This window comes from Priestia sp. P1_B12_1 (assembly GCF_056406695.1).
In genome coordinates this window covers 49436-75040 of sequence record NZ_JBFTZR010000012.1, presented here as the reverse complement: position 1 = coordinate 75040, position 25605 = coordinate 49436, and the positions used below count along the sequence as shown (strand labels likewise).

The following is a 25605-nucleotide window of genomic DNA, read 5'->3' as shown; positions in this document are numbered from 1 at the left end:
CCTAAAAATTTTATAGATTGACGTTAATATTTTGAGCTAATAGGTATTCCTGGTGTCCTATTTCAACTATTAAGTCTGGCCCACAAACCTTAGTTATATTAATTTCGTTTTTAGTTAACGAGATAATTAATTTAGTTCCTCGATATTGTATTGGAAATTGAATTTCTTCCCATTCAGCTGGAAGTTCGGGATTAAGAGCTAGTCGATCTTTTTTTAAAGTAATATTAGCAAATCCATAAACAATTGCTAACCATATTGCGCCTAAGGAAGCTGCATGAATTCCTTCATCAGAAGATTTAGGGTTAGATCCTAAATCTATTAAACAAGCTTCTCTAAAAAATTTATAGGCAATAGTGGTTTCTCCACATCTTGCTGCAACAATCGCATGAATTGCTTTGCTAAGCGAAGAGTCATGGATAGTATGCTGTTCATAATAATGTAAGTTATCTAAGATTACATCCTTGGAGAATAAATCTGGAAATAGATATAATAACATTACAACATCTGCTTGCTTTAAGATTTGCATCTCATTTACTTCTTTTCGTGAATAGTCCAATAAAATACTCTGACTACCTTGTTTTTTCTTATAAGAAGTTAGGTCTATTTCGGGTTTATCTAGAAATGTATCATCTTGTGGAATGATATTGTTACCATTTGGCTTAGGTAAGTAAATTCGATCGAGAAAATCTCGACATAGTTTAATAAGTAAGTTATCAACTTCTTCGTACAGAGTCATAAAGTAAAGAGCTTGTTCTACGTTGTAATAAGCCATATAATTTGTATACGCATTATTGTCAATATGCTCGGTATATTCATCTGGACCAATTACATTATTAATAACAAGTTTTCCTTTATCTTCTGTTGCACGGCTAATCCAAAAGCGACTTGTTTCTTTAAGTAATGCTAAACCTTCTTTTTTCATAAATTCGTCGTCAAGGGTTGCCTGGTAGTAATTTACAACTGCATAAGCTATGTCAGCAACAATGTGATGTTCTGCCAATGCCGAAGCAACCTTTTGGCGTTCACCTGTTTTAATATTTATTGCTGCATATTCAGGAGTTTCTTCTTCGCCAGAGAACGCACTCTCCCACGGGAATAGAGCACCACTATATCCGTTCTTTATAGCTTTTTCTTTAGCTTGTTCTAATTTTAAATATCGATAGCGAAGCAATTGTTTAGCAATTTTGGGCTCATTAAGAAGGTGGAAAGGTTTGATAAAGATTTCTGTATCCCAAAATATATGGCCTTTATAACCTTCTCCAGTTAAGCCCTTAGCACCTACACTAAATCTTTCATCATGAGCAGGAGTCATAATTTCTAATTGATATAAAGCAAAATCTATAGCTTGCTGGTCAAATTTATTTGTAGAATGTATTTGTATTCTTTTATTTCCCCAAAACTCTTTCCATTTAAGGGCTGATTCTGTAAGTAATAAGTCGTATCCTTGTGAAGCATAATGCTTTATAGAGTTTAGACTTAATTTATCGAGATCTGTCACATCTATATTATTAAGAGATGTAAAGACAGTTCCTACCTTTTCAAAAACATAGGGGTTCCCAACAACCATTTTTTGATCAACAGTTGATTGTAATTGCCTATTCTTTGCACCATAAGAAACCTTACTTTTAGGAGGATATAAAAAACTCGTAGCTAGAGCGACTGTATGTCCAGATTCAGTTGTCGTATATATGCCCTGCATATATTTTTCCTCAAAGATACGCAGCTTTTCTTCTATCATATGTTGCCTTCCAAAATTTGTTTGCTGCGCATTGATACCTGTTACAATCTGTAAATCAACTTCTTTATCTAGACTAATAATTGTTATTTTCGAGGCAAGAACATGTAACTTATCTTTAGCTACAAAACGTTGAAAAATAAATTTAAAGCGAGCTTCATCTTTATTCATCCACATTACCTCTCTCTTCAGTTCCCCGTTAAAAAGGTTTAATGTTCTTTCATAAGAGAGAATTTCACCGTCTAATAATGAAAAAAGTTGTCCATCAAGCTTAATTTTCACTCCTACTAAATCAGGTAGATTAACCAAGTCAGATGTGTCATTTGGTAACGCTTTATTATATATTCCAGCTACATACATTCCCCTAGTTTGTTCAGTATAATCTTCTTCATGAGTTGCACGAACCCCTAAAAATCCATTTCCTACAGTCATTAAGCTTGCAAATTTATTAATAGTCTCTAAATTAAACTGATTTTCATAAATTATTTGTTCTGTTTTCATAACGATATACGCTCACCTTTTTCAGCAGATTGATAGAGAGCTTCTACTATTTTTTGAATAATATAACCTTGTTCAGCATTAGCTACCATTACATCTTCTCCTAGACACTTGTCTACAAAAGCAGCCATACTTTTTTGATGACGCTCAGGATCTGCTTCTTCTCTGTTTAATAAAGAAACCAATTCACCTTTTTCATCCTTATAAATTTGGGCAGGAAAGAGTGTTGCCCCAGCCTGATCCCCATAAAATTCAACATTCATTATTGATGTTTCTTTCATATTTAAGGCAAATGATGTTTCAATTTGTATCAACCGTCCACCTTCTAACTCTATAAAGCCAAATAAAGAATCTTCTACTCCAAATTTATCTGGATTCCATTCCCCAAGTGTTCCATAGGATTTTTTTGTTCCTATTTTTTGAAACATTTTAGCTGTTACACTTTCTACCTTTGGAAAATCCATAACATGTAGAGCAGCATCTAACATATGTATACCTAGATCGATGAGAGGTCCTCCACCCTGGACTTCTTTATTAGTAAAAGTTCCCCAGCCGGGTATTCCACAACGGCGAAGAGCTTTTACTTTTACTACATAGATATCACCAAGCACTCCATCTAAGACTTTTTCTTTAAGGATCTTCACATCATCTGCAAAACGATGATGAAAATCATAAGTCAAGAGGCAGTTATTTTTCTCTGCAACTCTTTTCATTTCATGAGCCTCTTCAGCAGATATAGCCGGCGGTTTTTCACATATTACATCACAGCCATTTTCTAAAGCTTTTATTACATTCTCATAGTGAAATTTATTTGGTGTACAAATACTAACAATATCCGGCTTTTCAGCGATATACATATCATCTTCATTTGTGTAATAATTAGGGATACCATTACGTTCAGCAAAAGCTTTTACTCGTTCGAAATTAGGGCTAACTGCTGCAACTAAATCAATCTCTTCTCGCCTATGATAATAAGAAATGTGTACTTTTTCGGCGACTTGTCCCGCCCCAATAATTGCAACTTTCTTCTTAGTCACGTTATAGCTCCTTTCAGCTTAATGCTTCCCTTAAATATTTCAGCGATTTTATATATTCGCCTTCTGGATTCTCACCTCTAACTCGACATTCAAAAGTTATATAACCTTCATATCCATTTTGCTTTAACTGGTTAAACTGTTTTCTAAAATCAAGACTTCCACTACCCGGTTGATAGCGATGATTATCAGCTACATGGATATGTCCTATTAAATCCTTGTGAGTGTATAAGGACTGAGAAATATCATCTTCTTCAATATTCATGTGATAAAAATCTGCAATTATTTTTACATGATCTAGCTTATTCTTCTCTATATAAGCTCGTGCATCTGCAAGTGTATTAATCATATGATCTTGATAACGGTTTAATGGTTCTAAGAAAATAATTGTGCCTGTTTCTGCAGCAATGCCATTTAGATATATAAGAGATTCACTTACAGATTTCCAATCTCCAGTTTTACTACGTGGAGAAGCCATTGGAGGAAGGCGGTAAGTGAACATTCCCCATGCTGCTGGCACCACAATGCCTTTTCCACCAACTTCTTTTAGCGCCTCTAATATCTGTTTTATCTCAGCTAGGCCGTTTACTCTGCGCTCTTCAATAAAGTCTCCAATCCATCCATCATATCCACCACAAGCAGTAGTTACTGGAAGCCCAGTTTCAGCAATCGCTTCTTTAATTTCATCTAAATGATTAACTAACATTTTTCCATCTATTTCAAATCCTTCGAAACCTATATCTTTTAGATAACGAAATTTTTCTTTAATGTCTTCAGGGAAAAATAATTGATTTTGAGTTCCAATTTTCATACATACTCTCCTGTTCAAAACATTTGTCATTATATAATTCCTATTTCTTATATTGAATCCCCATTTTAATACTTAGCTCAGGTTGTTGATCTATATATTTCATATATGCTTCCGCACTCTCTTCAAATGAAACTACTGGATCAATGATATCTTCGCAATTAAGATATCCATTCATTAGTAAGTCCCAACAAGTATCTTCAATACGTTTTCTGTTCCAACGTGGATAATCTGGATTTGGTTCACTTGCTGCACGAGAAAAAACAATCCTAGCGTTGTTAAAATGAGCTTCACGACCAAAGTTTAATCCTTCCGGAAAAGGTTTAGTAAAAGCTACATAAGAAATAGTGCCTCCATATGCAATTCCTCTTAGTGCAGCCTGGAGAGCAGCTGCATTTCCACTTGTTTCAATAATGGAATCCGCCCCAATTTTATTGGTAAGTTTCTTAATTTCAAACCCTACATCACATGATGTTGGATCAAAACATACATCAGCCCCGTTACGTTTAGCAATTTCACATCGACGATTAAGTGGATCAACGCCTATAACAAGACTTGCTCCAGCTTTTTTTGCAAGTTGAATTGCAATTTGACCAATAGCGCCTAAGCCTACAACGACAACATAGTCACCTGCTCGAACATCAGCATCCCTTACACCACTTAGTGCAAATTGTGCTGGGTCATAGCAAACAGCATTTTGCCACTTTGCACCCTCGGGCATTTTACGTAATCGATGATTGTTAACAGCATTTACAATGACAGTCTCCATAACGGGTCCGTATGTACAAACAGTTTCTCCAATTGTATATTCAGTTACATCACTACCCATTTCGATGATTTTTCCTACTACCATATTTCCTAATTGAAATTCACCGAATACAATCCCTGGTTTTTCTCCTTCTTCTCGTGGCATAAACATACGCCATTCTTCCGAAAAATCTTCTCCCATAAATGGTGTTAATCCCCGGAAATCAATTACTTCTGTACCGTGTTTAGGAGAGGCAAAATCCACTTTAATTTTCACTTCATTTGGTTTAACCTGTTGATCTTCATAGTGTAATAGAGCAGCCTCTCTTGGCTTTACAGCAACTAATTTTTTCATTTTCGAATAACTTCCTTTCGTTATAAATAGATTTATCCTTTTACGCCGCCTTCAGTTACATTACCTTTAATAAACCTTTCGGAGATAGCATACATAATAACGACTGGCAATGCAGTTACTAGTGATGCTGCCATCATTCTTCCCCAGACGTAATCTGGTGTACTGAACAATGTATTTAGCCCAATTGGTAGTGTAAAATTGGCTGAATCTGATAAGAAAATAGATGCAAATAAGTAATCATTCCATGCAATCATAAAAGAGTAAACGAATACCGACATAATTCCTGAAAAGGCTAATGGGATAACAATATAGAAAATAATTTGTATACGGTTTAATCCATCAATCATTGCGGCTTCTTCAAGATCACCCGGAATTGTATCAAAGTAACTTTTCAACATAAAAATGGCTGTGGGAAGCGTTTGTACAATCATCGTAATGATCAATGATGCTTTGGTATCATATAAACCTAGACCTGAAATTATCTTAAATAAAGGTACAACTAGTAAGATTCCTGAGAACATATAGACTGTATAAAAACTTGAATTAATAACGATTCGCCCTTTAAACTTCAACCTAGATAGAGCATAGGCACCAAAAATGCCAATTAATACAGAGAGAATAGATGCAAATAGAGCAATACTTAAACTATTTTTAAAATATGAAAGATATGGGAAGATATCTGGATTAAAAATGTCCAAGTAATGTTGGAAAGTCCAATCCTTTGGGAAAAGCGTTGGACTTGTATTTACTGCTTCTTTTGAGCTTTTAAATGATGTCATTAGCATAATAAAGAAAGGGAAGAGGGAAATCACTAATATAGATAGAAGTCCCAAATAAAATGCTACTGACTTTATTACTTTGTGTTGTTTGCTACTAGCCATTGCCATTTAAGTTCACTCGCTTTCTTGCTATCATGATAGCGATAAAAAGAATGATAAACAGAATTACTGATATTGACGAAGCTTTGCCAAGATCATTAAAAGCAAAAGCTGTTTGATACAAGTAAATTCCAAGTATGTTTACTTTATTAGTTAGAAGATAAACGTCTGTAAACATGTAGAATAGCCAGATGGAACGTAGGGTTACAACCGTTAAAAGAACGGGCATTATTGCAGGTAGTGTAACGATTTTAAATTTATCCCATAATGAGGCTCCGTCTATTTCTGCTGCTTCGTATAACGTATTATCCACTGTTTGAAGAATAGCTAGAAAAGAAATGAAAGCATACGGGAAATATCTCCATATAGCGAAAAGTACGACTAAAATAAAGCTACTAACAGGATTATCAAACCAAAGAGGAGCTTTATCAAACAAATGTAAAACGTCGCCCCCAAAGAAATTAACAATACCGTACCCGTTATTAAACATGTACTTCCATGCAAAAACGAGTGATATAGAAGGTGTAACATAAGACAAGATGATTAAAGAACGTGCGGTCTTACGAAATTTGAATGGACGATTAAAAAAAAGTGCAACAGCCAAACCTACAGCTGTACTCCCCCCCACAGCAAGAACTGTGTATAGAATAGTTATCCCTAATGATTTAAAGAATTCTACGTCTGTAAGAATATCTTTATAATTTTCTAGCCCTACTAGCGTGGCACTTAAACGAGCATTAACCGGCTGGTCAAAAAAGCTAATTTGAACGTTAGAAACCATTGGATATGCAACTAATAAGAGTAGTAAGAAGATACTTGGCAAAAGCAATGTCCATGCTAATTTTGAATCTGATTTCTCTCTAGTTTTTATCTGCATGAGACTCTCCTCCATAAAAAGTATAATTGTATCAGTAACGCTTCTAAGGAAGCTTACATAAGATCAAGAGAGCAATTAAGTAAATACTCCCTTGAAGTACTTTTTTAATTTTCTAAAGCGCCTTGAATAGCTGTTTCAGCTTTTTGGAGTTCATCTTTTACTTTCTTGTTTCCAACCGTCGTTTCATTTACTAATCTAGGGAGTGCCCCAGAACTTGTAATATTGGCTGTTTTAGAGAAGTTTTTTCCATCTACTAAGCCGAATGCTTGAATTTTATTAAAAGAAGCTGCAATTTCATTTGATAAGTTGCCAAACGATTTTACTACTTTATTAGATTGATAATCTTTATTCTCTGTTACTTTTTTATTGACGGGTTGTGCCCCTCCAGGAGACATAAGAACCCAATTTGTTGTATTTTCAGGCTTAGACATAAACTCTAGGAACTTTTCAGCTGCTTTCTTTTCTTTATTCTCTAAACCTGAAGATACTGTTAAAGCAGATACTGTTCCAAAAACTGATGTTTTTTCTTGAGTAGGAATAGCAAATCCTATATTATCTGCGTTTCCTTCTTGGTAAACAGCAGGCAATATATAAGTTGAATAGATTGCCATAGGAACAGTGCCATTCATAAAGGCATCTTTAATTTCTGTAGTATCGTTTGACCCAGGCATCGTATAGTGAGCCAGTTTTTTATAATAAGATAAGGATTCTTTCATCTTAGTTGAGTTTAGATTTAAATCCCCTTTGGCGTTTAATATATTTGCACCATTAGACAATGCAAATTGTGAAAATGATTGTTCAGACATGGTGCTTTCGGCCGTTGGTAAGGCAATACCATATTTCTTGTGCTTACCATCTGTAAAAGCCTTAGCAATTTCCATTACCTCATTCCAATTTTTAGGCTCGTCAAATCCTTTTGACGCAAGCATTTCTTTGTTATACCAAATCCCCTGAACCCATCCACTTATCGGTAAACCAGTATAGTTCTTCCCATCTTCTGTTTTCACTAAATTTAAAGCGCCTTCATAGTAATTATTTTTACCTGATTTATTAATAGCCCTTTCCACTGCATTCTTATCAATAAGTTGATCTTGGTCCATTACCTTAGCGTAATCTTGTCCTACCTCAATAACTTCAGGTAATTCTCCAGCACTAGCTAGGGTCACGACTTTGGTATTGAAACTGTCTTCTTGCACTGGAATTTGCTTTATCTTAATAGTTGGGTTTTCCTTTTCGAATTTTTCAACTAATTTATTAATTACTGCTAAACGTTCTTGTTCGACAGAAGAATGCATGAAACGTATAGTTGTTTCTCTATCTTCGCTTCCGTTATTACTCCCACATCCAGTAACTAAAGTAAGTAATAGTATAATAATTAATAAGCTTAAGCCCTTTTTTATCATTTGATTCCCCTCCTAATTCAATGGTTTCAACCAAAGGAATTGATAAGGATCTAATGAAATAGTTTCACTATATTCTTTTTGTTCCTTAGTAAGGATATCTTGATATTTACCTTCTAGCCTGCAGACAGTCGTATGATTTGTTAGGTTATGAAGAACATATATACTTTCACTTTTTGTATTTGTACGCTTAAATGCAAATAATTCTTCTCCTAGATCAATTACATCTAAATCTACATTTGGGTGAAACAAAGGTTCCGTCTTACGAATCTGAATGATCTTTGTTAATTCTGTAAATATAGAATGTCTCAAAGAGTTAACATCTGTAAGTTCTTTTTCTATTTCATTATAGCTGTATTTTTTTCTGTTAATGGAACGGTTCATTCCTGTTTTTGCAACACCTTCGTAATCATTTCGAGAGCCTAATATGCTTTGAACGTATACAGCAGGTACACCAGGTAATGTTAAAAGAATAGAATGAGCTAATAAAAACCTATCTACTCGCGTTGAGTCTTTATCTAATCGCTTGTTTAGTGCATCCATATAAGTTACATTAATTTCGTAAGGACTTTCAGTTCCATCCGGGTTTTTCTTATAGTTTACTAAGGCTCCCTCTTCTTCTAGGTCTTCTACCATTTCAAGAATTTCTGGTTCTGGTATAATACCTCGAATTGGATTTAGGCCAATTCCATCATGAGAAGCTAGAAAATTAAAAAAGGTTGTACTGATATCAGTAGATGGTAAATGTTTTGCCCAATTAGAGAGAGCGCTTCCATTCCCGTTATGAATAGCATGTAATACTAATGGAGGTAATGGAAACTGATAAACCATATGAGCTTCATCAGTGCCGTTTCCTAGATAAGAAATATTATCTTTGTGTGGAACGTTTGTCTCCGTTATAATAACTGTTCCCTTCGCAACTATATCTACAATATCTCTAAACAATTTTACGATTTCATGCGTTTTTTCATGATGGATGCATGATGTACCAACTTCTTTCCACATGAAACCTATTGCATCTAATCTGATATACTCCGCACCTTGTTCTATATAAAATAGCAATATGTCAATCATCTTCAGTAGGACTTCTTGGTTACTAAAATTTATATCAATCTGATCTTCACTGAATGTTGTCCAAATGTATCTTTCTTCATTATTTTCTAGCCTGAATTTTGTTAATACAGGAGTAGCCCGAGGTCTTGTAACTGCACTTAAATCGTATTCTGGATCCATTTCTATGAAGAAGTTCCTATATTCAGGGTTTCCTTTTAAATATTCTTGAAACCACTCACTTTTTGCTGAAATATGATTGCAGACATCATCAAACATTAATCTCGCTGATGAAGCTAAATCCCTTATTTCATTCCAGTCTCCCATATGTGGGTTCACTTTTTTATAATCTATCACAGAGAAACCATCGTCAGATGAATATGGATAAAAAGGAAGTATATGTACTACAGGGAACTCTTCACTTAAATATTGTTCATACATTTTCTTAAAGGTTTTTAGTGTGAGTTCATTTTTCACGTAAAATTGATCACCATATGTAATTAATACAACATCTTTTTCATCCCAGTTCTGTTTTCTCTTCTTAAGATTTTTAGCCTTCATATTAATAATGCTTTCTTCTACTTTTGATAGTAGCAAATCAATATTTTCATTTTCGTAAATAAATTGAAGCCTTTTCTTTATAATCTCCATGAGTTCCTCCCCTTTTGGTACCGCTCCCAAAACAAAGCAAAATTTTTTGATAACGTTTACATATAATCCAAAAAAATAGTATAATTATTTTTGGTACCGCTCCCATTGAAGTAAATATAGTATATTTATTTTTTTCTGTCAACTTATGTTTTAATAAATAAAAATCAGATAAATGATTTATTAGGCTTCCATAATTTGAACATTTGTATTGCGGCAACTATTAATCATAACTATAATTTACCCTATATCGCTCCCTATACAATGTAAACGCAATCATAATATTTATGACATTAAAATGTTTTTTTAATAAAATAATTAGTGCAATTAATATATAAACTATTTTTATAAAGGAGAAGGATACTTGTGCATACAATTTACGATATAGCCCGCGTTGCAAATGTTTCAAAGTCAACTGTATCTCGTGTCTTAAATAACCAAAGTAATATTTCGGAAAATGCTCGACAAAGAGTGCTAAACGCTATTGAGGAATTAAATTATCAACCAAGTAAGCTAGCTAGAGGCCTTTCTAATGGATTTGATGCAATAATGATCGTATCTCGCTCTTCTAGTACAACTAATCATAACCCTTTCTTTTCAGAGGTTATTCACACCATTTCTAAGAGAGCTGAAAATGAAAATTTCGATGTGATTTTACAAACTTCTAAGAATGGTAAGGATGAGTTTGATAAATGTATTACCAAAATCAAAGAAAAGATGGCTAAAGGAATTATCATGCTAAGTTCTCCTGCTAACGAAGAGTTTTTTGAGAAACTTGATGTATTTAATATACCAATAGTCGTCATTGGAAAAGTAGAGGGACAGTACAACAATATCATCTCTGTTGATACTGATAATTTTAGGGATAGTTATAGATTAACTGAACACTTAATAAAATATGGTCATCAAGATATAGCCTGCTTGCATTCTTCGCTTAATTACCATGTATCAATTGATCGTTTGGAAGGTTATAAAGCTTGTATGAATGATTACGGAATAACTGCGAGAGAAGAATGGGTAATAGATTGTGGCTATACAACTGACAGTGCATACAAATCAGCTATAAAATTATTTTCGAATAATAAAAAACCTACAGCAGTACTAGCAACGGATGATTTAAAAGTGATGGGTATATATAAAGCAGCAGCTGAGAACGGGATAACGATTCCTAAAGATTTATCAATTGTAGGATATAGTAATTCTAGTTTTTCACCTTTTCTGTCTCCCTCTCTTACAACTGTAGAAATCCCTGTCGAAAAATTAGCTGAAGCTGCAATAGATTCCCTTTTTACTAAAATCAAAAAACAAGAGATACATATGCACAACATCATTGCTACAAGGATAATAGATCAAGATTCTGTATCAAATATAAAATAATAATTAAAAAGACAGTTATTAAAAAATAACTGTCTTTTTAATTATTATGACCTTAATCAACTAAAAGACAAAGTTTAATAAGAACTTGGAATACTTCTGTACTGCTTTATCAATCATCTTATTATTAATATTAGATATATAAAATCCCTCTAAAGCCTTCTCGGTTTCCATATCTCACTCTGCATTTGATTTAAAGAATAAGATAAGATTAAGTAAAATAATTAATGTGCTTTTCGCCTATTACAAAGTTATAATCTATGTACAAGAACAACAATCTTTTCGATTGTTGTTCTTATCACCTGTTAAATTCCAAGGTTTTTTAATACACTTTCTAATGTTTGCCCTTTATATGTTTTCACTGGTTTTGGAGCATTGTCCATCCAAGGGTTTTGCATCAAGTAATTATTTATCACATACTGCATATCCTTTTCGTCTACTACGCCATCAAAGTTAATATCGGCTTCGCGTTTGCTTGTGTTCCAGTAAGACTGAATGTAAAGTGCGTCTTTCACGTCAATTACGTTATCATTGTTCACTTCACCCGCGGGCGCATATTTATTATAGATTGCTTCTGTAAAAGGTTTTATTTCACCCTTTTCTTTCAAACCAACAGTAAAGGTTCTCTTCACTGTGAAGTGTCCTGGCATACTAATCTCCAATGTAAAAGGTTTATCCGTAAGTGGTAATTTAGATTGGAAAGCATAACCAAGTGCCCCGCCGTTTCCAAGCGTGCTTGAATACTCTTTACCTGAATCATCTGCTACCTTCACTTTTGCACCCGCTTTTACATAATCAATAGTTGATTGCGGCTCATCTAGCCAAGGAAACGGGACCTTAAATGCTTCTGGATAAACCCATGACTTCAAAACGGAGTAGGTTCTTTCCACATGAACGGGAATACTCATACTAACTGGTGTAGTCATTGTATCATCTCCGTTGGTGAACGATGCCTTGAATTGTCCCAAATTCAGTAGTTTAACGGCAGTGTCATTTTTCAATTTGTACGTAATGTCTACCATCTGAACCTTATCGGAATTTCCAGTTTGTACTGTTTCGTCGGTTAATATTGCAGCGATTGTCCTTTGTATAACCTTTCCATTTCCTGATAAATCCTTAGCCTCTGCCTTAATATCTATTTTTCCATTTAATGATGCATGGGGTTTAATACTAACCAGGTCAGCTTCTGATGAGAGTGAATCCTCAAAAGAATATACGGTCTTTTTCATGTTTTTCACATTGTTTAATGATAAGGTATATGTCACCATATCCCCTGCTTTTACTGAAGTTTTATTTGGAATAGCTGCACCGTATTGTGTACCTTGTTTTACAAAGTATACGCTTTTATCAGTAGAGTAGTTTCTAACAGTTGCCTTATTTTCTGCATACATGGATACCGGAAGCACTGATACACTTGGGTCAAGCGTAAGTTCTGTTGTAAAGTTTCCAGCAGCATCTACTGGAACTTGATTACCGAACCTGCCAAGCTGATAAACAAATTTATTATCTGCTTGAGATACATTCATACCGGCAGCTTTCATTTCTTCCACACCTGGGTCATAGACAGAACCTGTTAATGGTACTGTTGGATGATTGGAATTAAATTCATATACACCTGAATCTAAATTGAGATCGAGTTTTGGCTGGGTAACGCTAAAGTAAACCGGTGATTCTGAGCTAAAGGTTTTCCCTTCATCATTTGTCCCTACTAATTTAAATTTGTACACTCCTGGCTTAATTTGCGCCGTATCGTACGCAATTGGTTGATCCGGATCCCCCGTTAACGGGTAGTAAATCCCTTCATTCATAGCACCGCCAATACGATATTCAATATTCTCATCTGCTCCCATGCCGTCAAAGGAACCTAAGAATCCAAATTCTTTATTTGTCTTTGGATCGACAAGGAATAAATCTAACGAACGCATATGTGATTTTAACTGGAACATAAGAGCAACTGACCAGTTTAATCCGCTATACCCTGCCTCATTTGCTACGGTAAACGCTGCTGGACTTGCTGCAATATGGTCTACGCCCTCTTTCATGGTATGGATGCCAAATGGCACTCGATACGTTTCATCTGAATTATTTTTATTCGTATATATCACATAGCCTTCATAGTTTCCTAGTTTCGCCTTACTTGGAACGATCATCGTCACATCAGTTTTTTTCTTCTTACCTGCCTTTACTTCAATCGTTTTATCAGTCATTAGAGTAACTCCATTAGATGCGGCATCGTTGGCTATATGAGAAGAATCATTGGAAAACCTTTCTTTTAATGTATGGAATTGAACTTTCACTTCGTATGTTTTCGCTTTTTTGCTATTGTTAAAGAGCGTAACAGAGTGGGTCTCTTTTAAATCTTGTCCAGTTACAGACTCTGCACCAAAGTTAAGAGCACCAGTATTCTCTTTAACCACTTGAATCCCTTTATCTGCAAGGGTGTCTGCCTCTTTATTACTACGGACTGTTATCGTTTTTTCCTTGACTTGAATGTCTGTTTGAGCATGAATCGCTTTGTACGGATTCACACGCCCTGCGCCTTCTTCATATACGCTATACTCTCCATTTAATGAATCAGCTGTGTTCATAAGCCGCGTCTTAATTTCATCAGGCGTCATTCTCGGATCAGCTTGTTTTAAAAGTGCTGATACTCCCGTAACATTTGGCGCAGCCATGGAGGTACCAGATAAACGTTCATAGGCATATTGGTAATTTCCTATCTGGTCTTTCCCATGCATATAAGACGGTACAGTGGAGAAGACAGAAACCCCTGGTGCGGTTACTTCCGGCTTAATTTCATATAAGACGCGGGAAGGACCACGAGAACTGAAGTCAGCTAATACATCTCCACCAGTCTTCTCTTGACTCATCTCATCAAAAGAGAACGTTGGACTATTAGAAGGTAATGATTTCTTAATGACCGTTCCCTGTTCATTATTTAAAGAAAAAACAGGAATAGAGCTATATCCTTCTCCTAAATATACATCTTGTAATGGAGGATTTGTGTTATATAAAAGAACAGCCTTAGCCCCTTGCTCCTTAGCAGTACCTTTTATTGTGTCCAAAGAATATACACCGCGAGCCACAAGGACAAGTTTTCCCTTTACATCTTTGTTTGTGTAATTGGATAAAGCACCATCTCCTACATCCACAATAGGGAGATCCTGCCCCCTAAACTCTTCAATTTTATCATTAAACCCTTTGACAACCAGCTTTAAGTCTGCTGAAACGTTTTTATCAGCGTGTAGTGTTCCCTTAAATGTTGGGATTGTGACAGAGGTATCGTTGGCCCCAACTGTAAGTGCTAATGGTGAGGTACCGGGTGAACCAAGTGTATACATTTGGTTTCCTGAATTTCCTGCTGACACTACTGCGGTTACTCCTGCTAGTACAGCGTTATTAACAGCAATACTGGTCACATACAATGGATCATTGTAGTCTGCACCAAGCGACATGTTAATCACATCCATACCATCTGCAACCGCTTGATCAATTCCCGCTAAAATAGCACTTGTACTACCACTACCGTAAGCCCCTAACACACGATACGAATAGATATCGGCATCTGGCGCCACACCTGTAATCGATAAATCTTTATTATTTTTTCCTTGTCCAGCAATAATACCTGCCACATGAGTTCCATGCTCGGTATAATACGTTCCACTTCCATCTACCTCTGGTTTCCCAGATTTTTTCCAATCATCATACGTTGTTTCCATTGGGTCCTTATCGTTATCTACAAAATCATATCCCCCTTTAAAGACATCTTTTAAATCTGGGTGATTATAGTCAATTCCTGTATCAAGAATTCCAACCTTTACACCTTTTCCCGTAAATCCCTCTTCATGGAGTTTTTCGATTCCAGGAAATGTAACCATAGTGTGGTGTGTTTCTGTCTCTTGCTTAGATTCTTCTTCCGTGACTGGCGGTTCAATATTTACTTCCATATCACTCCAAACGGTTTTTACCGACTTAGAAGAAAGAAGTGCCTTAGCTTTGTTAGCAGGGATATTCATTGCTACACCATTAAATGATCGCTTGTATGAATGTTTAATTTTGTACGGCGTTTTCTTTTCTTTTAACTCGTCTTTAAAGATTGTCTGTAGATCGTTTTGAAATTTTTCATGGGATGAATCTACTTTTTCTTTTGCCTCTTTTTCGGATAGGGATTTCCCTCCTATTGCCGCCTCCAACACGGCGGTCTTTTGAGGCTTATCCTTAAACTCGACAATGACGGAAATGGAATCCTTACTATCTTGATTGACGTTAGGAGATAGTTGAAGCCCTCCTCGATCACCTGTTTGTAATTGTTTAATAGCTTGTCTCTGCTTAGGCGTAAGGTTTGCCAGTACTTGTTCAATACCTGAATTTGACTCTGCAAAAACTTTATGCGGAAATGATGCCGGCGCTACTGTACTGCATATTAAACCTGTAAAAAGTGCAAATGTGGTAACCTTTTTAATAATCCTCATTTTCATCTGTCGTTTCCCTTCTTTCCAATCTGTCTGTTACTATTTTATTAGAATTTGATAGAATATAACTTTTGAAAAATTTCATCAAATTTTATTTTTATTTATTAGAACGCCTCATAGTTTGTAAAAAAATAGAGAGTATAATAGCTCTCTCTCCTGACTGTAGACAAAAAAGGTATCCGAATGAATCCATTCGGATACCTTATAAATGTTATTTGCTTGAACTCCAGGTGCTGAGATCTATATTTTTAATTGTGAAAATATCACTATTTTCTATAAAACCCAGAATGAATTTAGAATTCAGATAAAAAGTAATAAAATCAATCTCTTTGAAAAATTCTTTTTTATCCATGTCCTAACTCCAATTGAATCTGCCTTACTGATCTTTAAGAAGACTTGACAATAGTTGCTGAACCTGATAATAATTGAATATATTTCTCCTCATGTTGTAGTGAAGCATGGAGTCTATACCTCCAAAAAGATAACAAACATTTTTTAAGTCTTTCTAAGTTTCCTATTCTATTAGATAAGTCTGCTACTTCTAACAGTTGATTCAAACCTTCTTCCACTTGATGGCTTTTACATAGATACAAAGCATAGGCGTAACGAAAATCTAAATTCTTTTTTTCTTTCAGCCATGGTTCCTTACTAGTAGCCATATCTTCAATAACATCTGTAAACCTTTCAATCAGACGTTTTGCATCATTAATTCTATTTAGATGAACGTAGGTCTCCAAGATTTTGGGCAAACCAACAAACAAATCGTCTCTATTTTCTAACCATAGGAGATAATCATCGACATATTCTAACTGCCCAAAATCTAGTAGAGCAACATAACGATTTCCAACAGCAGTATCCGAAAAATATTCATTTATCTTTGCGTATTGCTCAATAAGATCTAGTACTTCTTCAAGGGAAAATCCTAATTTTGCCAAGGCGAAACTCTTGTACATTATAGCCCGGCCATAATATTCGTCTTCATCTGTCAATTGTTTTAATTTTTCGGCGTAATTTAGCACCTGTCTCCAGTCTTCACGTCGGTAGTAGTCTGCCATGATCCACATATATGCTTCTTTTCTAATCTCAAAAGGCATATAGGCTAATTTATCTAATACATGAGTAAGGGCATACTGACCTTTATCTGTCATTCTTACAATATAAAATCTTCTAAAATAGCTAACAGCCACTTTTTCTGAAAAGCGTTCAGAATCGTTTTCAATCACTGCCTCGTAGAGGGGAAGGGCCTGCGTCCCTTTTCCTGATCGAAAAAGTTCTTCAGCAACAGTAAAGATATAGGATATGTTTTTCTTTCTTACTTTTTTAGAGTTTTCTTCCATCATTAAATTAATTAAATCCTGTGCATGCTTTTCATATCCTTTATCTGCACATTTGTATAAATATTGTGTACTTCTACGCTTGTCGACGTGGCTTCCCTCGTTCAAGCATTCTTCAACATAATAAGCATAAAGTTCTCCATCGGATAATCCAAAAGCACGAGTCATCGCGTCTAAATTGTGCAGGGAAAGAGGCTGCTTATGGTTAAGAATTCTACTAATCTCACTAATATGGATACCTGATTTTCTAGAAAGCTCTGTTTTGTTCCAGTTATTCCGTTCCATATGTTGTTGAATTTCTTGATATATAGCTGTATTCATAGTTCATCCCGGCCTTTTAACAGAGGAATTTAACATCATGTAATAACCATTAGATGTTCTTAAAGTCCTCTTTTATATGTACTCTCTACGTATCATTATACTTGTTAATATTATTATTAATTAATGTGCCTTTTTGCCCTATTTTTGAAAAAAACTTATGATTTACTTGTTTATGATAATAATATTCATTTTCTTTCTAGGTTCTTTTATTTTCAATATATTTATAAGGATATAAAGTAAAAAAATGTAACATCAAAGGATTTAAATGTTATACAGTAAAAAGAGAAGGTAAAACCCCCCCTCTTTTTTAATTCAATCATATTTTCCCTCTTTTACAGCTTAAGTCATACAATATTGGCACAGCAGCTAAATAATAATTGCTTCCCTTACAACTTACAGGTTAGTTTAAGAAATTATACAATCTTACTATTTTCCTCATTTTTAAAGACCTTTCTTTTATTATTTAAATCCGTAATAATTTGTTTTTCTAGTTTATCAAATTTATGAAAAAGTAATGCGAAAACCCCTAAAACGCTGCAAATAATAGGAAGCCAAATAAAGTTGAATTCAATAGCATGTAAGGCAGAAGTCGTTTGTTTTTGGTTTGCAACATATCCTCCTGCAGATAAAATGGCAGCTGTTAGTGCTCCAGCAATACCCATGCCAAACTTTGCTCCAAAACTGGAAGCTGAAGTTAGTAAACCTGCCGCGCGTACATTATTTTTCCATTCACCATAATCTACTGTATCAGCAAGCATGACCGAAATTAACCCTAAAATAAATCCGGTTCCAAAAGTACCTATAATATTTCCTGTCATGATCAAGGACACACTAGTTAATTTACCTCCAATACCCATTATAATTTGTCCTACTACTCCTATTACCAGTCCGAGAACCATAGTGTTTTTCTTTCCTATTTTTCTAGAAAATATCGGTGTTAAAAGCAAACTAAAAAGAGCAACAAAGTTAAAGCTCATCATAATTGGTATTAACTTCGTATTTCCTATATTGTTAGCAAAATAGTATACTGTCGTCTGATTTTTGATAGTTTGTCCCATCCAATAAATAAAATTTAAAAATATCATAATAAACCATGGGACATTTCCTCTTACAGCTTTTATCCCCTCTTTAAATGGAACCACTGTTTTTCCAGGTATAATAACGCGTTCTTCTGTATTTTTAAATGTTATCAACAACATAGCTATACTAAAAATTGAAAAGATAAGCATAGTCCAGAAAAAACCCTTTTGATCATCACCTCTACCTAAAGCGCTTACAAAAGGCAAAGTTGCTATCGTTACAACAATGGCACCTATTTGTCCCCCTATAGAGCGAACTGTTCCAAGAACTGTTCGCTCTTGTGGGTTACTAGATAAGCTTGGAAGAATAGATGTAATAGGAACGTTTACACCTGAATAAATAATTCCTACAGAAATATATGTGATATACGCATATATTAACTTCCCATTATTGCTTAAATCAGGGGTGAAGAAAGTAAGAGTAGCCATTATTCCAAAGGGGATGGCTAACCATAGAAAGAATGGACGGCTTTTCCCCCACTTAGTACTTGTTCGATCAATCAAAATTCCGAAAATTGGTGCATCTAATGCATCTATAATTCTAGCTACAAGAAACAATGTCCCTACTGCTGCCATGCTTAATCCAAATACATCTGTATAAAAAAACATTAAATACGTACCAATAACTTGAAATACTAAATTACAGGCAGTATCACTCAAACCATAGCTAATTCTTTCTTTCCAACCCACTTGATTTTTACTCATCTATTATCCCACTCTTTCAAATGTTCTATAATTTAAGATCAAGTGAGAAAGAAAAGAGTTTTAATTCTTTTCTTTCTCGCATTAATAGTTAGTCAATTCTATTTGTACCAAATTACTATCAGTACTAATAAGTGTACCTTGTCCTTCTATTAAAGTTACATTCTCAAGAGAAGTCTTTGTATTGTATACGTTACGCAATAAAATGTTGTATGTGCTTGTTATCCCCTGTGTTTTAAACACCAGTACATTATCTTTTCGCCGACCTTTTATGCTTGCTACCTTCTCTCCACTGATGTCATGTACGTCGGCTTTAGCATTTCCGTCTTCTTCTAATTCAAATACATGAAAGGTAAGGTTATGTGTATAGTCGTATTCTGCTTTATAGTCAATAGATCCAACTGGTATAATGGAATTTTCTTTCACCATTAGTGGCAATGTCATATAACTATGCTTTTCTTTATGCCATTTTTCCCCCGTAACTAGTTGGTTTGTTAAAAAGTTTGTCCATTTTCCCTTTGGAAGATAGTAGTTTACATTACCTAATTCATTAAAAATCGGAGCAATTAAGAGCCTCTCCCCCAACATATACTGTCTATCTAAATAGTGACATGTTTCATCATCTGTAAACTCTAGAATCATAGGCCTCATCATTGGTATACCAGTCATTGATGCTTGGCAAGCACTTTGATAAAGATATGGCATTAAACTACACTTTAATTTGGTGAATTTCCGAGTGACATCCACTGCTTCTTCATCGTATATCCAAGGAACTTTATATTCTGTATTTCCATGGTAACGGCTATGAGACGAGAGCAAACCAAATTGAGTCCAGCGTTTATACAAGTCTGGTGTGGCTCCATGTTCAAACCCTGCAATATCATGACTCCAGTAGCTAAATCCAGATAAACTAAAAGATAACCCTCCACGTAGTGTTTCCGCCATTGAAGGATAGGTTGACCAGCAATCTCCTCCCCAGTGAACTGGGAATTGTTGACTTCCAACTGCTGCAGAACGAGCAAATACAGCAGCCTGTTGTTTACCTAGCTTCCTTTGCAATAACTCAAAAACAACTTTATTATATAAATAAGAATAATAGTTATGCATTTTTTGGGGATCAGAACCATCGAAGTAGCTAACATCAATTGGGATTCTTTCCCCAAAGTCCGTCTTAAAGGAGTCTATTCCCATATCAATGAGTACTTCTAGCTTGCTTTGAAACCACTTGCAAGCGTCTGGATTTGTAAAATCTACAATGCCCAGTCCCGCCTGCCACTTATCCCATTGCCAAACACTTCCATCAGTCCTTTTAAGCAAATATCCCTTTTCCATTGCTTCATTAAACAAAGGTGATTTTTGTCCAATATAAGGGTTTATCCATAGGCAGATTTTCAAACCTTTATCTTTTAAGCGATTTAACATTTGTTGAGGTTCAGGAAATACCCGTTCATCCCATGTGAAATTACACCATTCAAATTCCTTCATCCAGAAACAGTCAAAATGGAATACATCCAACGGAATGTCTCTTTCAACCATTCCATCTATAAAGCTATTTACCGTCTCTTCATCATAGTTTGTGGTAAAAGAGGTACTTAGCCATAATCCAAATGACCACGCTGGTGGTAAACTTGGTTTACCAGTTAGTGTAGTGTATCTCATTAAAACCTCTTTTAAAGTAGGTCCGTTTATTATGAAATACTCTAAGTATTCTCCCTCCACGCTAAATTGAACTTTTGATACTTTTTCTGAACCTATTTCAAAGGAAACTTTTTCAGGGTGATTAACAAATACACCATAGCCTTTATTGCTAATATAAAGAGGAATATTTTTGTATGCCTGCTCGCTCCCTGTGCCACCATCTTCATTCCAAATATCAATGGTTTGTCCATTTTTTATAAACGAGCCAAAGCGTTCTCCTAAACCATAAATTAATTCACCTATATCCAGTGACAACTGTTCCCTTACATAATTTTCATTATGATCCGTTGTAATATAGCTCATTCCTTTATTTCCACTCACAGTCAGCGTTTTTTCGCTGTTGGAAAAAGATACATTCCACTTATCTTTCTTATTGATTTTAGCGTGAAGGTCACCGCTTGAGAATATTAGCTGATCTTCGAGATCTTTAATCGTGAGAGCCCTTTCATTTTTCTTGTATATTTTATAGTGAGGACCTACATTTTGTTTTCCAATATGATGATATATTCTTACTTTTATAACATCTTCTAAAGGAGATGATAATTGTACAGTCATCATGCCATCATCCAGAGTTTTACCTCTATGTACAATACGTTCAAATGGGGCATAAATAGTTATGTTCTCTTCTGCAACTTCTACATCATACGCTTCTGCTGGATACTTTAGTGTAACTCCTTCTTTATCTAACCAACAGCCATTGCTAAATTTCATAACAACCTCTCCTTATGTAAGAAATAAACTGATTTCAACAGAAATTTTATATCTTTATACATAATATGATAATGATTTATTTTAAGTTTTTCTCATCTTTTTCTGCTATTTTATATAACAATCCTGATATAGTTAAAACATAAGATAAATGTTTATTTTTTTTGTTTTAAAGGGAGAGAGGAAAGTGGAAAAAGATCAATTTCTTGAGGAACGAGTGCATGGCCACACAATGTTTCCTTTTAAAGTTTATATGGTAGATTATTTAGATGGAGACGCAATTATCCATTATCATTGGCATAAAGAATTGGAATTTATCTTTTTAAAGAAAGGTAAAATTTCGGTCCAAATTGGAACTTCTTATAACGAATTAAATGCTGGAGAGGCTATTTACATCCCAAAGGGACAGCTTCATGCAGCCTACCCGTTAACAAATGATCCTTTTACTTTATATGCTATTGTTTTTAGTGACGCCCTATTAAGCAGCTTTACATATGACAGAATCCAAAGAAATTATATTGATTTGCTAAAGCAGCCAGGCGTAAATCCTCCTTCAGCAATTAAAAGTGAATCAGTATGGAAACGCTCAATAATTGAATCTTTAGCATGCATTATAGATGAATATAAAGATAAAGATTCAGCTTTTGAACTGAATATTAAGGCACGCCTTCTTTTAATACTATCTTTGATGATAAAAAATAACTATTTAGTCTTTAATAAAAAATCTAATGATGAAGGGAAATTAAATAGGTTAAAACAAGTTTTAGAATACATTGAAGAGCATTTTTATGAAAAGATCACGATTCCTCATCTTTCCTCTCTTTTAAATATGAGTGAAGGGCACTTTAGTCGTTTTTTTAAATCAATAGTAAATATGACACCTATTGAATATATTAATGTAATTCGAGTGAATAAAGCGTCAGCTTTATTAAAAGAAACAGATAAAAAGATTATTGACATATCTATGGAAGTCGGATTTGATAGTCCAAGTTATTTCATTAAAACTTTTAAAAAACAGAAGAAATATACACCATCTCAATTTCGGAATATAAAATAGAAATTATTCGATTTCATTATGTTTTATTTGTGAATCAGCTGACGTAGAGTCGTTCCGTTAAAGGACCAGATAATCAGAGTGTAGAGGAAGGCTTATTGAGCTAACTGGAGGAAGAGATAGCTTAAAAGATTACAAAGGGTAGTTACGTGTTAAACAATTATTGAGAGGTAGGAGAAAAATATGGATATATCTATTCGAAAAGCTAATAAAGGTGATTACGAATCTTTATTAGCTTTATTCAGGCAAGTTCATGAGTTACACGTTTGCGAAAGACCAGATTTGTACAGAGAGAATGCCACTCCTATAAGTGAAGAGTTCTTTAAAAGTCAGCTAAATGATGTCAAACAGCACATTTTTGCGGCTACCATTGGTAATGAAATAGTTGGAGTCGTTGTAATGAAGGAAGAAGAAATAACTGAAAATTCATTTGTGAAAGCAAGAAAGATACTATTTATAAATAGTTTATGTATTGCTGAAGCACAGAGAAATAAGGGGATAGGAAAAAGACTTATGAAGTATATTTTTGATTTTGGACGAAGCCGAAAAGTTGATAGTATTGAATTAGGGGTATCAGAGAAAAATCCTTACGCAATTGAATTTTATGAGTCAATTGGCATGAAGACAAAGAGTAGAAAAATGGAGATTATATTAAATTAACGGATGTATATCTTTAATAAGAAAACATAAATGTCCTTTCATTACCGGATAGAAAAGATAAAGATATTTTTATCGATTTTTCCCATTTATAGCTGCATTGGTAAAAAAAGATTTTACGTGAAATAAGTTTAAATTTACGTAAGATATATTAACCTTTCTAAATCTTTATAGATATTATAGGGCGGATAGAGATTATATTTATCCCATTATATAATATTTAACCCTATAGTCACTTTGGAATAGTGAGCCATTAATAAAAAAACACAAACTACAATATATAGTTGTGCTTTTTGGTGTTATTTGAGAAGCTACATAGTACCCAACGAATCATTTGTAGCTTCTGCTTAAAATCACCTTAAAGTAACGGTTATTTCAGTTCCTTTTCCAACTTCACTTTGCACTTGGATTTCACCTTTGTGTAAATCAATAATTTTTTTGACAATGGAAAGGCCAAGACCGTTGCCCCCAGCATTCCGATTTCGAGATCGATCTGCTTTATAAAAACGCTCAAAAATATGCATCATTGTCTCTTTTTCCATACCAATACCCGTATCCCTTATTTCTACAGTTAAGCTATCTTCATTTGACTTAAACGCCTTAACTTTGATGGTACCTCCTTCTGGCGTGAATTTAATACTATTATGAATTAAATTGATCCAGACTTGATCCATCATGTCTTCATCAGCAGTAACCGTTACGTTTTCAAGCGAAATATCCATGTTTATTTCTTTTTCAGTCCACTGTGGTTCATTGGCAAGAATAATGCGACGAAGCTGATGATCTAATCGATACTTTTTTCGTTCCAAAGGTAAATGTCCAGACTCAAGAGAAGTAAGTTTTAATAGATTTTCACTCAATTTTGATAGTCTAATACTTTCCATTTCGATAATCTGTAGATAATGTTTACGTTCTTCTGGGCTCAAATCCTCATCCTTCAAAGTATGTGCGAAACCACTGATTGAGGTTAATGGAGACTGGATTTCATGCGACACATTTGAGATAAATTCCTGGCGCATTTCTTCCATTTCGCCTAATTTTTCAGCCATGTGACTAATACTATTTATAATCTGGTAATATGGATGATCATCGTTTTTTTTACGACATTGATTTCCGTAAAAAGAAAGATCTATATTAAAGTTTCCTTCGGCTATCATTTTCATTGCCTGAATCATGGGATACAGAAATTTATCTTGTCTAGATTTTACCCAGGGAACCTTTGTCATAATAGATATAAAACATCCAAAAATGAAAAATCCTAAAAAAGAGCTAATTAGCAGCCTGATAAATTCATGCGGATTAATATTCACCTTATTGTAGAACCATAATGTTAACCAATAAGCTAAGGACCAGCATAAAAATAAAAAAATAATGACAGCAAGGATTCCTCCTATTCGTTTTATCCTTTCAGGAAGATTCAATGTTTTACCTCCAAACGATAACCGAGTCCGCGAATCGTAGTAATTTTAAAAGGACTTTCCTCATGAGAGAATCGTTGACGCAAACGATTAATGTGAACATCCACCGTTCGTTCAACCCCCTCATAATCAACTCCCCAAAGATCTTCAATTAATTGTTCCCTAGAAAAAGTTTTCTTTGGATGTGTCGCTAGCTTAAACAATAATTCAAATTCTTTTAAAGGCAAAGTAATTTCCTCGTTTCCCATAGATACTTTATAAAATTCACGATCGATAATTACATTTCCAATATTAATTTGATTCGAAAGGATAATTTGATAACGTTTTAGAAGTGCTTTTACCCTAGCTACTAGTTCAGCTGGAGCGAACGGCTTTACTAAATAGTCATCTGCGCCGAGTTCAAACCCTTTCACTTTTTGAGTTATCTCACCTTTTGCTGTCAACATTAAGATGGGCAGTGTATCAGCATAATAGGTTCTTACCTCATGGCAAAATGTCCATCCGTCCATATTAGGCATCATAATATCCAGTATTATTAAATCCACCTTATTTTTTTCAAGTAATAATAACGCAGCTTCCCCATCTGCCGCCTCTAAAATTGATAAGCCTAGGCCTTCTTTAGATAGAATGACTTGTATTAATTCCCGAATATACGGGTCATCGTCTACAATTAATATTTTTGCCATGTTGTTCCTTCCTTTTTTAAAAATAATGAGAACCGCCAAAACAATAGGCAGTTCTTAATGTTGAATTATCTT

At 34.6% G+C, this 25605-nt stretch carries 18 protein-coding genes; 3 read left to right on the top strand and 15 right to left on the bottom strand.

Annotation, left to right across the window (positions count from 1 at the left end; all coding sequences use genetic code 11):
- Window positions 1-10: 10 nt before the first annotated feature.
- The 8 genes from AC1D0Y_RS24905 to AC1D0Y_RS24870 all read right to left on the bottom strand — a co-directional run bounded on the left by AC1D0Y_RS24905 (window position 11) and on the right by AC1D0Y_RS24870 (window position 10033).
- Window positions 11-2236 (bottom strand): glycoside hydrolase family 65 protein, encoded by a 2226-nt coding sequence (locus tag AC1D0Y_RS24905; RefSeq protein WP_477708028.1) that lies wholly within the window; start codon window positions 2234-2236, stop codon window positions 11-13.
- Window positions 2233-3270, bottom strand: coding sequence for a Gfo/Idh/MocA family protein (locus tag AC1D0Y_RS24900; RefSeq protein WP_377553645.1), 1038 nt, complete (start codon window positions 3268-3270; stop codon window positions 2233-2235). The genes AC1D0Y_RS24905 and AC1D0Y_RS24900 overlap by 4 nt, the downstream gene beginning before the upstream one ends.
- 13 nt (window positions 3271-3283) lie before the next feature.
- Window positions 3284-4078 carry a sugar phosphate isomerase/epimerase family protein gene (locus AC1D0Y_RS24895; protein WP_477708027.1) on the bottom strand — a complete coding sequence of 265 codons (795 nt, stop codon included), beginning with the start codon at window positions 4076-4078 and terminating at the stop codon, window positions 3284-3286.
- Window positions 4079-4118: 40 nt separating this feature from the next.
- On the bottom strand, window positions 4119-5177 hold the full coding sequence (locus AC1D0Y_RS24890; RefSeq protein ID WP_477708026.1) for a zinc-dependent alcohol dehydrogenase: 1059 nt from the start codon (window positions 5175-5177) through the stop codon (window positions 4119-4121).
- Window positions 5178-5209: 32 nt separating this feature from the next.
- On the bottom strand, window positions 5210-6058 hold the full coding sequence (locus AC1D0Y_RS24885) for a carbohydrate ABC transporter permease (RefSeq protein ID WP_477708038.1): 849 nt from the start codon (window positions 6056-6058) through the stop codon (window positions 5210-5212).
- Window positions 6051-6932 (bottom strand): carbohydrate ABC transporter permease, encoded by an 882-nt coding sequence (locus AC1D0Y_RS24880; protein WP_306386412.1) that lies wholly within the window; start codon window positions 6930-6932, stop codon window positions 6051-6053. The genes AC1D0Y_RS24885 and AC1D0Y_RS24880 overlap by 8 nt, the downstream gene beginning before the upstream one ends.
- 104 nt (window positions 6933-7036) lie before the next feature.
- A complete protein-coding gene (locus tag AC1D0Y_RS24875; protein ID WP_477708025.1) occupies window positions 7037-8335 on the bottom strand; it encodes an ABC transporter substrate-binding protein in 1299 nt (432 codons plus the stop codon).
- Window positions 8336-8347: 12 nt separating this feature from the next.
- Window positions 8348-10033, bottom strand: a complete 1686-nt coding sequence (locus AC1D0Y_RS24870) for a sugar phosphorylase (RefSeq protein ID WP_477708024.1) — start codon at window positions 10031-10033, stop codon at window positions 8348-8350.
- A gap of 357 nt (window positions 10034-10390) precedes the next feature.
- On the opposite strand from AC1D0Y_RS24870, the gene AC1D0Y_RS24865 reads away from it, so the two are divergent.
- Window positions 10391-11407 carry a LacI family DNA-binding transcriptional regulator gene (locus AC1D0Y_RS24865; RefSeq protein WP_477708037.1) on the top strand — a complete coding sequence of 339 codons (1017 nt, stop codon included), beginning with the start codon at window positions 10391-10393 and terminating at the stop codon, window positions 11405-11407.
- 302 nt (window positions 11408-11709) lie between these two features.
- On the opposite strand, the gene AC1D0Y_RS24860 is transcribed toward AC1D0Y_RS24865, so the two are convergent.
- From AC1D0Y_RS24860 to yicI, 5 genes are all read right to left on the bottom strand, one after another.
- Entirely contained in the window at window positions 11710-15882 is a 4173-nt protein-coding gene (locus AC1D0Y_RS24860) for a S8 family serine peptidase (RefSeq protein WP_477708023.1), read from the bottom strand.
- A 205-nt stretch (window positions 15883-16087) separates the two neighbouring features.
- Window positions 16088-16228, bottom strand: a complete 141-nt coding sequence (locus tag AC1D0Y_RS24855; protein WP_477708022.1) for a hypothetical protein — start codon at window positions 16226-16228, stop codon at window positions 16088-16090.
- A gap of 34 nt (window positions 16229-16262) precedes the next feature.
- Window positions 16263-17531 (bottom strand): helix-turn-helix domain-containing protein, encoded by a 1269-nt coding sequence (locus tag AC1D0Y_RS24850; protein ID WP_477708021.1) that lies wholly within the window; start codon window positions 17529-17531, stop codon window positions 16263-16265.
- Between the two features lie 413 nt (window positions 17532-17944).
- Entirely contained in the window at window positions 17945-19315 is a 1371-nt protein-coding gene (locus AC1D0Y_RS24845; RefSeq protein WP_477708020.1) for a glycoside-pentoside-hexuronide (GPH):cation symporter, read from the bottom strand.
- 81 nt (window positions 19316-19396) lie between these two features.
- Window positions 19397-21721: an alpha-xylosidase gene (gene yicI, locus AC1D0Y_RS24840; RefSeq protein WP_477708019.1), complete on the bottom strand. Its 2325-nt coding sequence runs from the start codon at window positions 21719-21721 to the stop codon at window positions 19397-19399.
- Window positions 21722-21905: 184 nt separating this feature from the next.
- On the opposite strand from yicI, the gene AC1D0Y_RS24835 reads away from it, so the two are divergent.
- Together AC1D0Y_RS24835 and AC1D0Y_RS24830 are read left to right on the top strand one after the other, a co-directional pair.
- Complete coding sequence (locus AC1D0Y_RS24835) at window positions 21906-22775, top strand: AraC family transcriptional regulator (RefSeq protein ID WP_477708018.1); 870 nt, start codon at window positions 21906-21908, stop codon at window positions 22773-22775.
- A 180-nt stretch (window positions 22776-22955) separates the two neighbouring features.
- Window positions 22956-23432, top strand: a complete 477-nt coding sequence (locus tag AC1D0Y_RS24830) for an N-acetyltransferase family protein (RefSeq protein WP_477708017.1) — start codon at window positions 22956-22958, stop codon at window positions 23430-23432.
- Window positions 23433-23782: 350 nt separating this feature from the next.
- On the opposite strand, the gene AC1D0Y_RS24825 is transcribed toward AC1D0Y_RS24830, so the two are convergent.
- Window positions 23783-24850: a sensor histidine kinase gene (locus AC1D0Y_RS24825; RefSeq protein WP_477708016.1), complete on the bottom strand. Its 1068-nt coding sequence runs from the start codon at window positions 24848-24850 to the stop codon at window positions 23783-23785.
- On the bottom strand, window positions 24847-25533 hold the full coding sequence (locus AC1D0Y_RS24820) for a response regulator transcription factor (protein WP_477708015.1): 687 nt from the start codon (window positions 25531-25533) through the stop codon (window positions 24847-24849). Before AC1D0Y_RS24820 ends, AC1D0Y_RS24825 begins: the two co-directional genes overlap by 4 nt.
- Window positions 25534-25605: the final 72 nt, after the last annotated feature.

Bases quoted from the DNA above. Each gene is read 5' to 3' on its own strand.
- AC1D0Y_RS24905 (WP_477708028.1), bottom strand. From the start codon at position 2,236: ATGAAAACAGAACAAATAATTTATGAAAATCAGTTTAATTTAGAGACT.
- AC1D0Y_RS24895 (WP_477708027.1), bottom strand. From the start codon at position 4,078: ATGAAAATTGGAACTCAAAATCAATTATTTTTCCCTGAAGACATTAAA.
- AC1D0Y_RS24890 (WP_477708026.1), bottom strand. From the start codon at position 5,177: ATGAAAAAATTAGTTGCTGTAAAGCCAAGAGAGGCTGCTCTATTACAC.
- AC1D0Y_RS24885 (WP_477708038.1), bottom strand. From the start codon at position 6,058: ATGGCTAGTAGCAAACAACACAAAGTAATAAAGTCAGTAGCATTTTAT.
- AC1D0Y_RS24880 (WP_306386412.1), bottom strand. From the start codon at position 6,932: ATGCAGATAAAAACTAGAGAGAAATCAGATTCAAAATTAGCATGGACA.
- AC1D0Y_RS24875 (WP_477708025.1), bottom strand. From the start codon at position 8,335: ATGATAAAAAAGGGCTTAAGCTTATTAATTATTATACTATTACTTACT.
- AC1D0Y_RS24870 (WP_477708024.1), bottom strand. From the start codon at position 10,033: ATGGAGATTATAAAGAAAAGGCTTCAATTTATTTACGAAAATGAAAAT.
- AC1D0Y_RS24860 (WP_477708023.1), bottom strand. From the start codon at position 15,882: ATGAAAATGAGGATTATTAAAAAGGTTACCACATTTGCACTTTTTACA.
- AC1D0Y_RS24855 (WP_477708022.1), bottom strand. From the start codon at position 16,228: ATGGATAAAAAAGAATTTTTCAAAGAGATTGATTTTATTACTTTTTAT.
- AC1D0Y_RS24850 (WP_477708021.1), bottom strand. From the start codon at position 17,531: ATGAATACAGCTATATATCAAGAAATTCAACAACATATGGAACGGAAT.
- AC1D0Y_RS24845 (WP_477708020.1), bottom strand. From the start codon at position 19,315: ATGAGTAAAAATCAAGTGGGTTGGAAAGAAAGAATTAGCTATGGTTTG.
- yicI (WP_477708019.1), bottom strand. From the start codon at position 21,721: ATGAAATTTAGCAATGGCTGTTGGTTAGATAAAGAAGGAGTTACACTA.
- AC1D0Y_RS24830 (WP_477708017.1), top strand. From the start codon at position 22,956: ATGGATATATCTATTCGAAAAGCTAATAAAGGTGATTACGAATCTTTA.
- AC1D0Y_RS24820 (WP_477708015.1), bottom strand. From the start codon at position 25,533: ATGGCAAAAATATTAATTGTAGACGATGACCCGTATATTCGGGAATTA.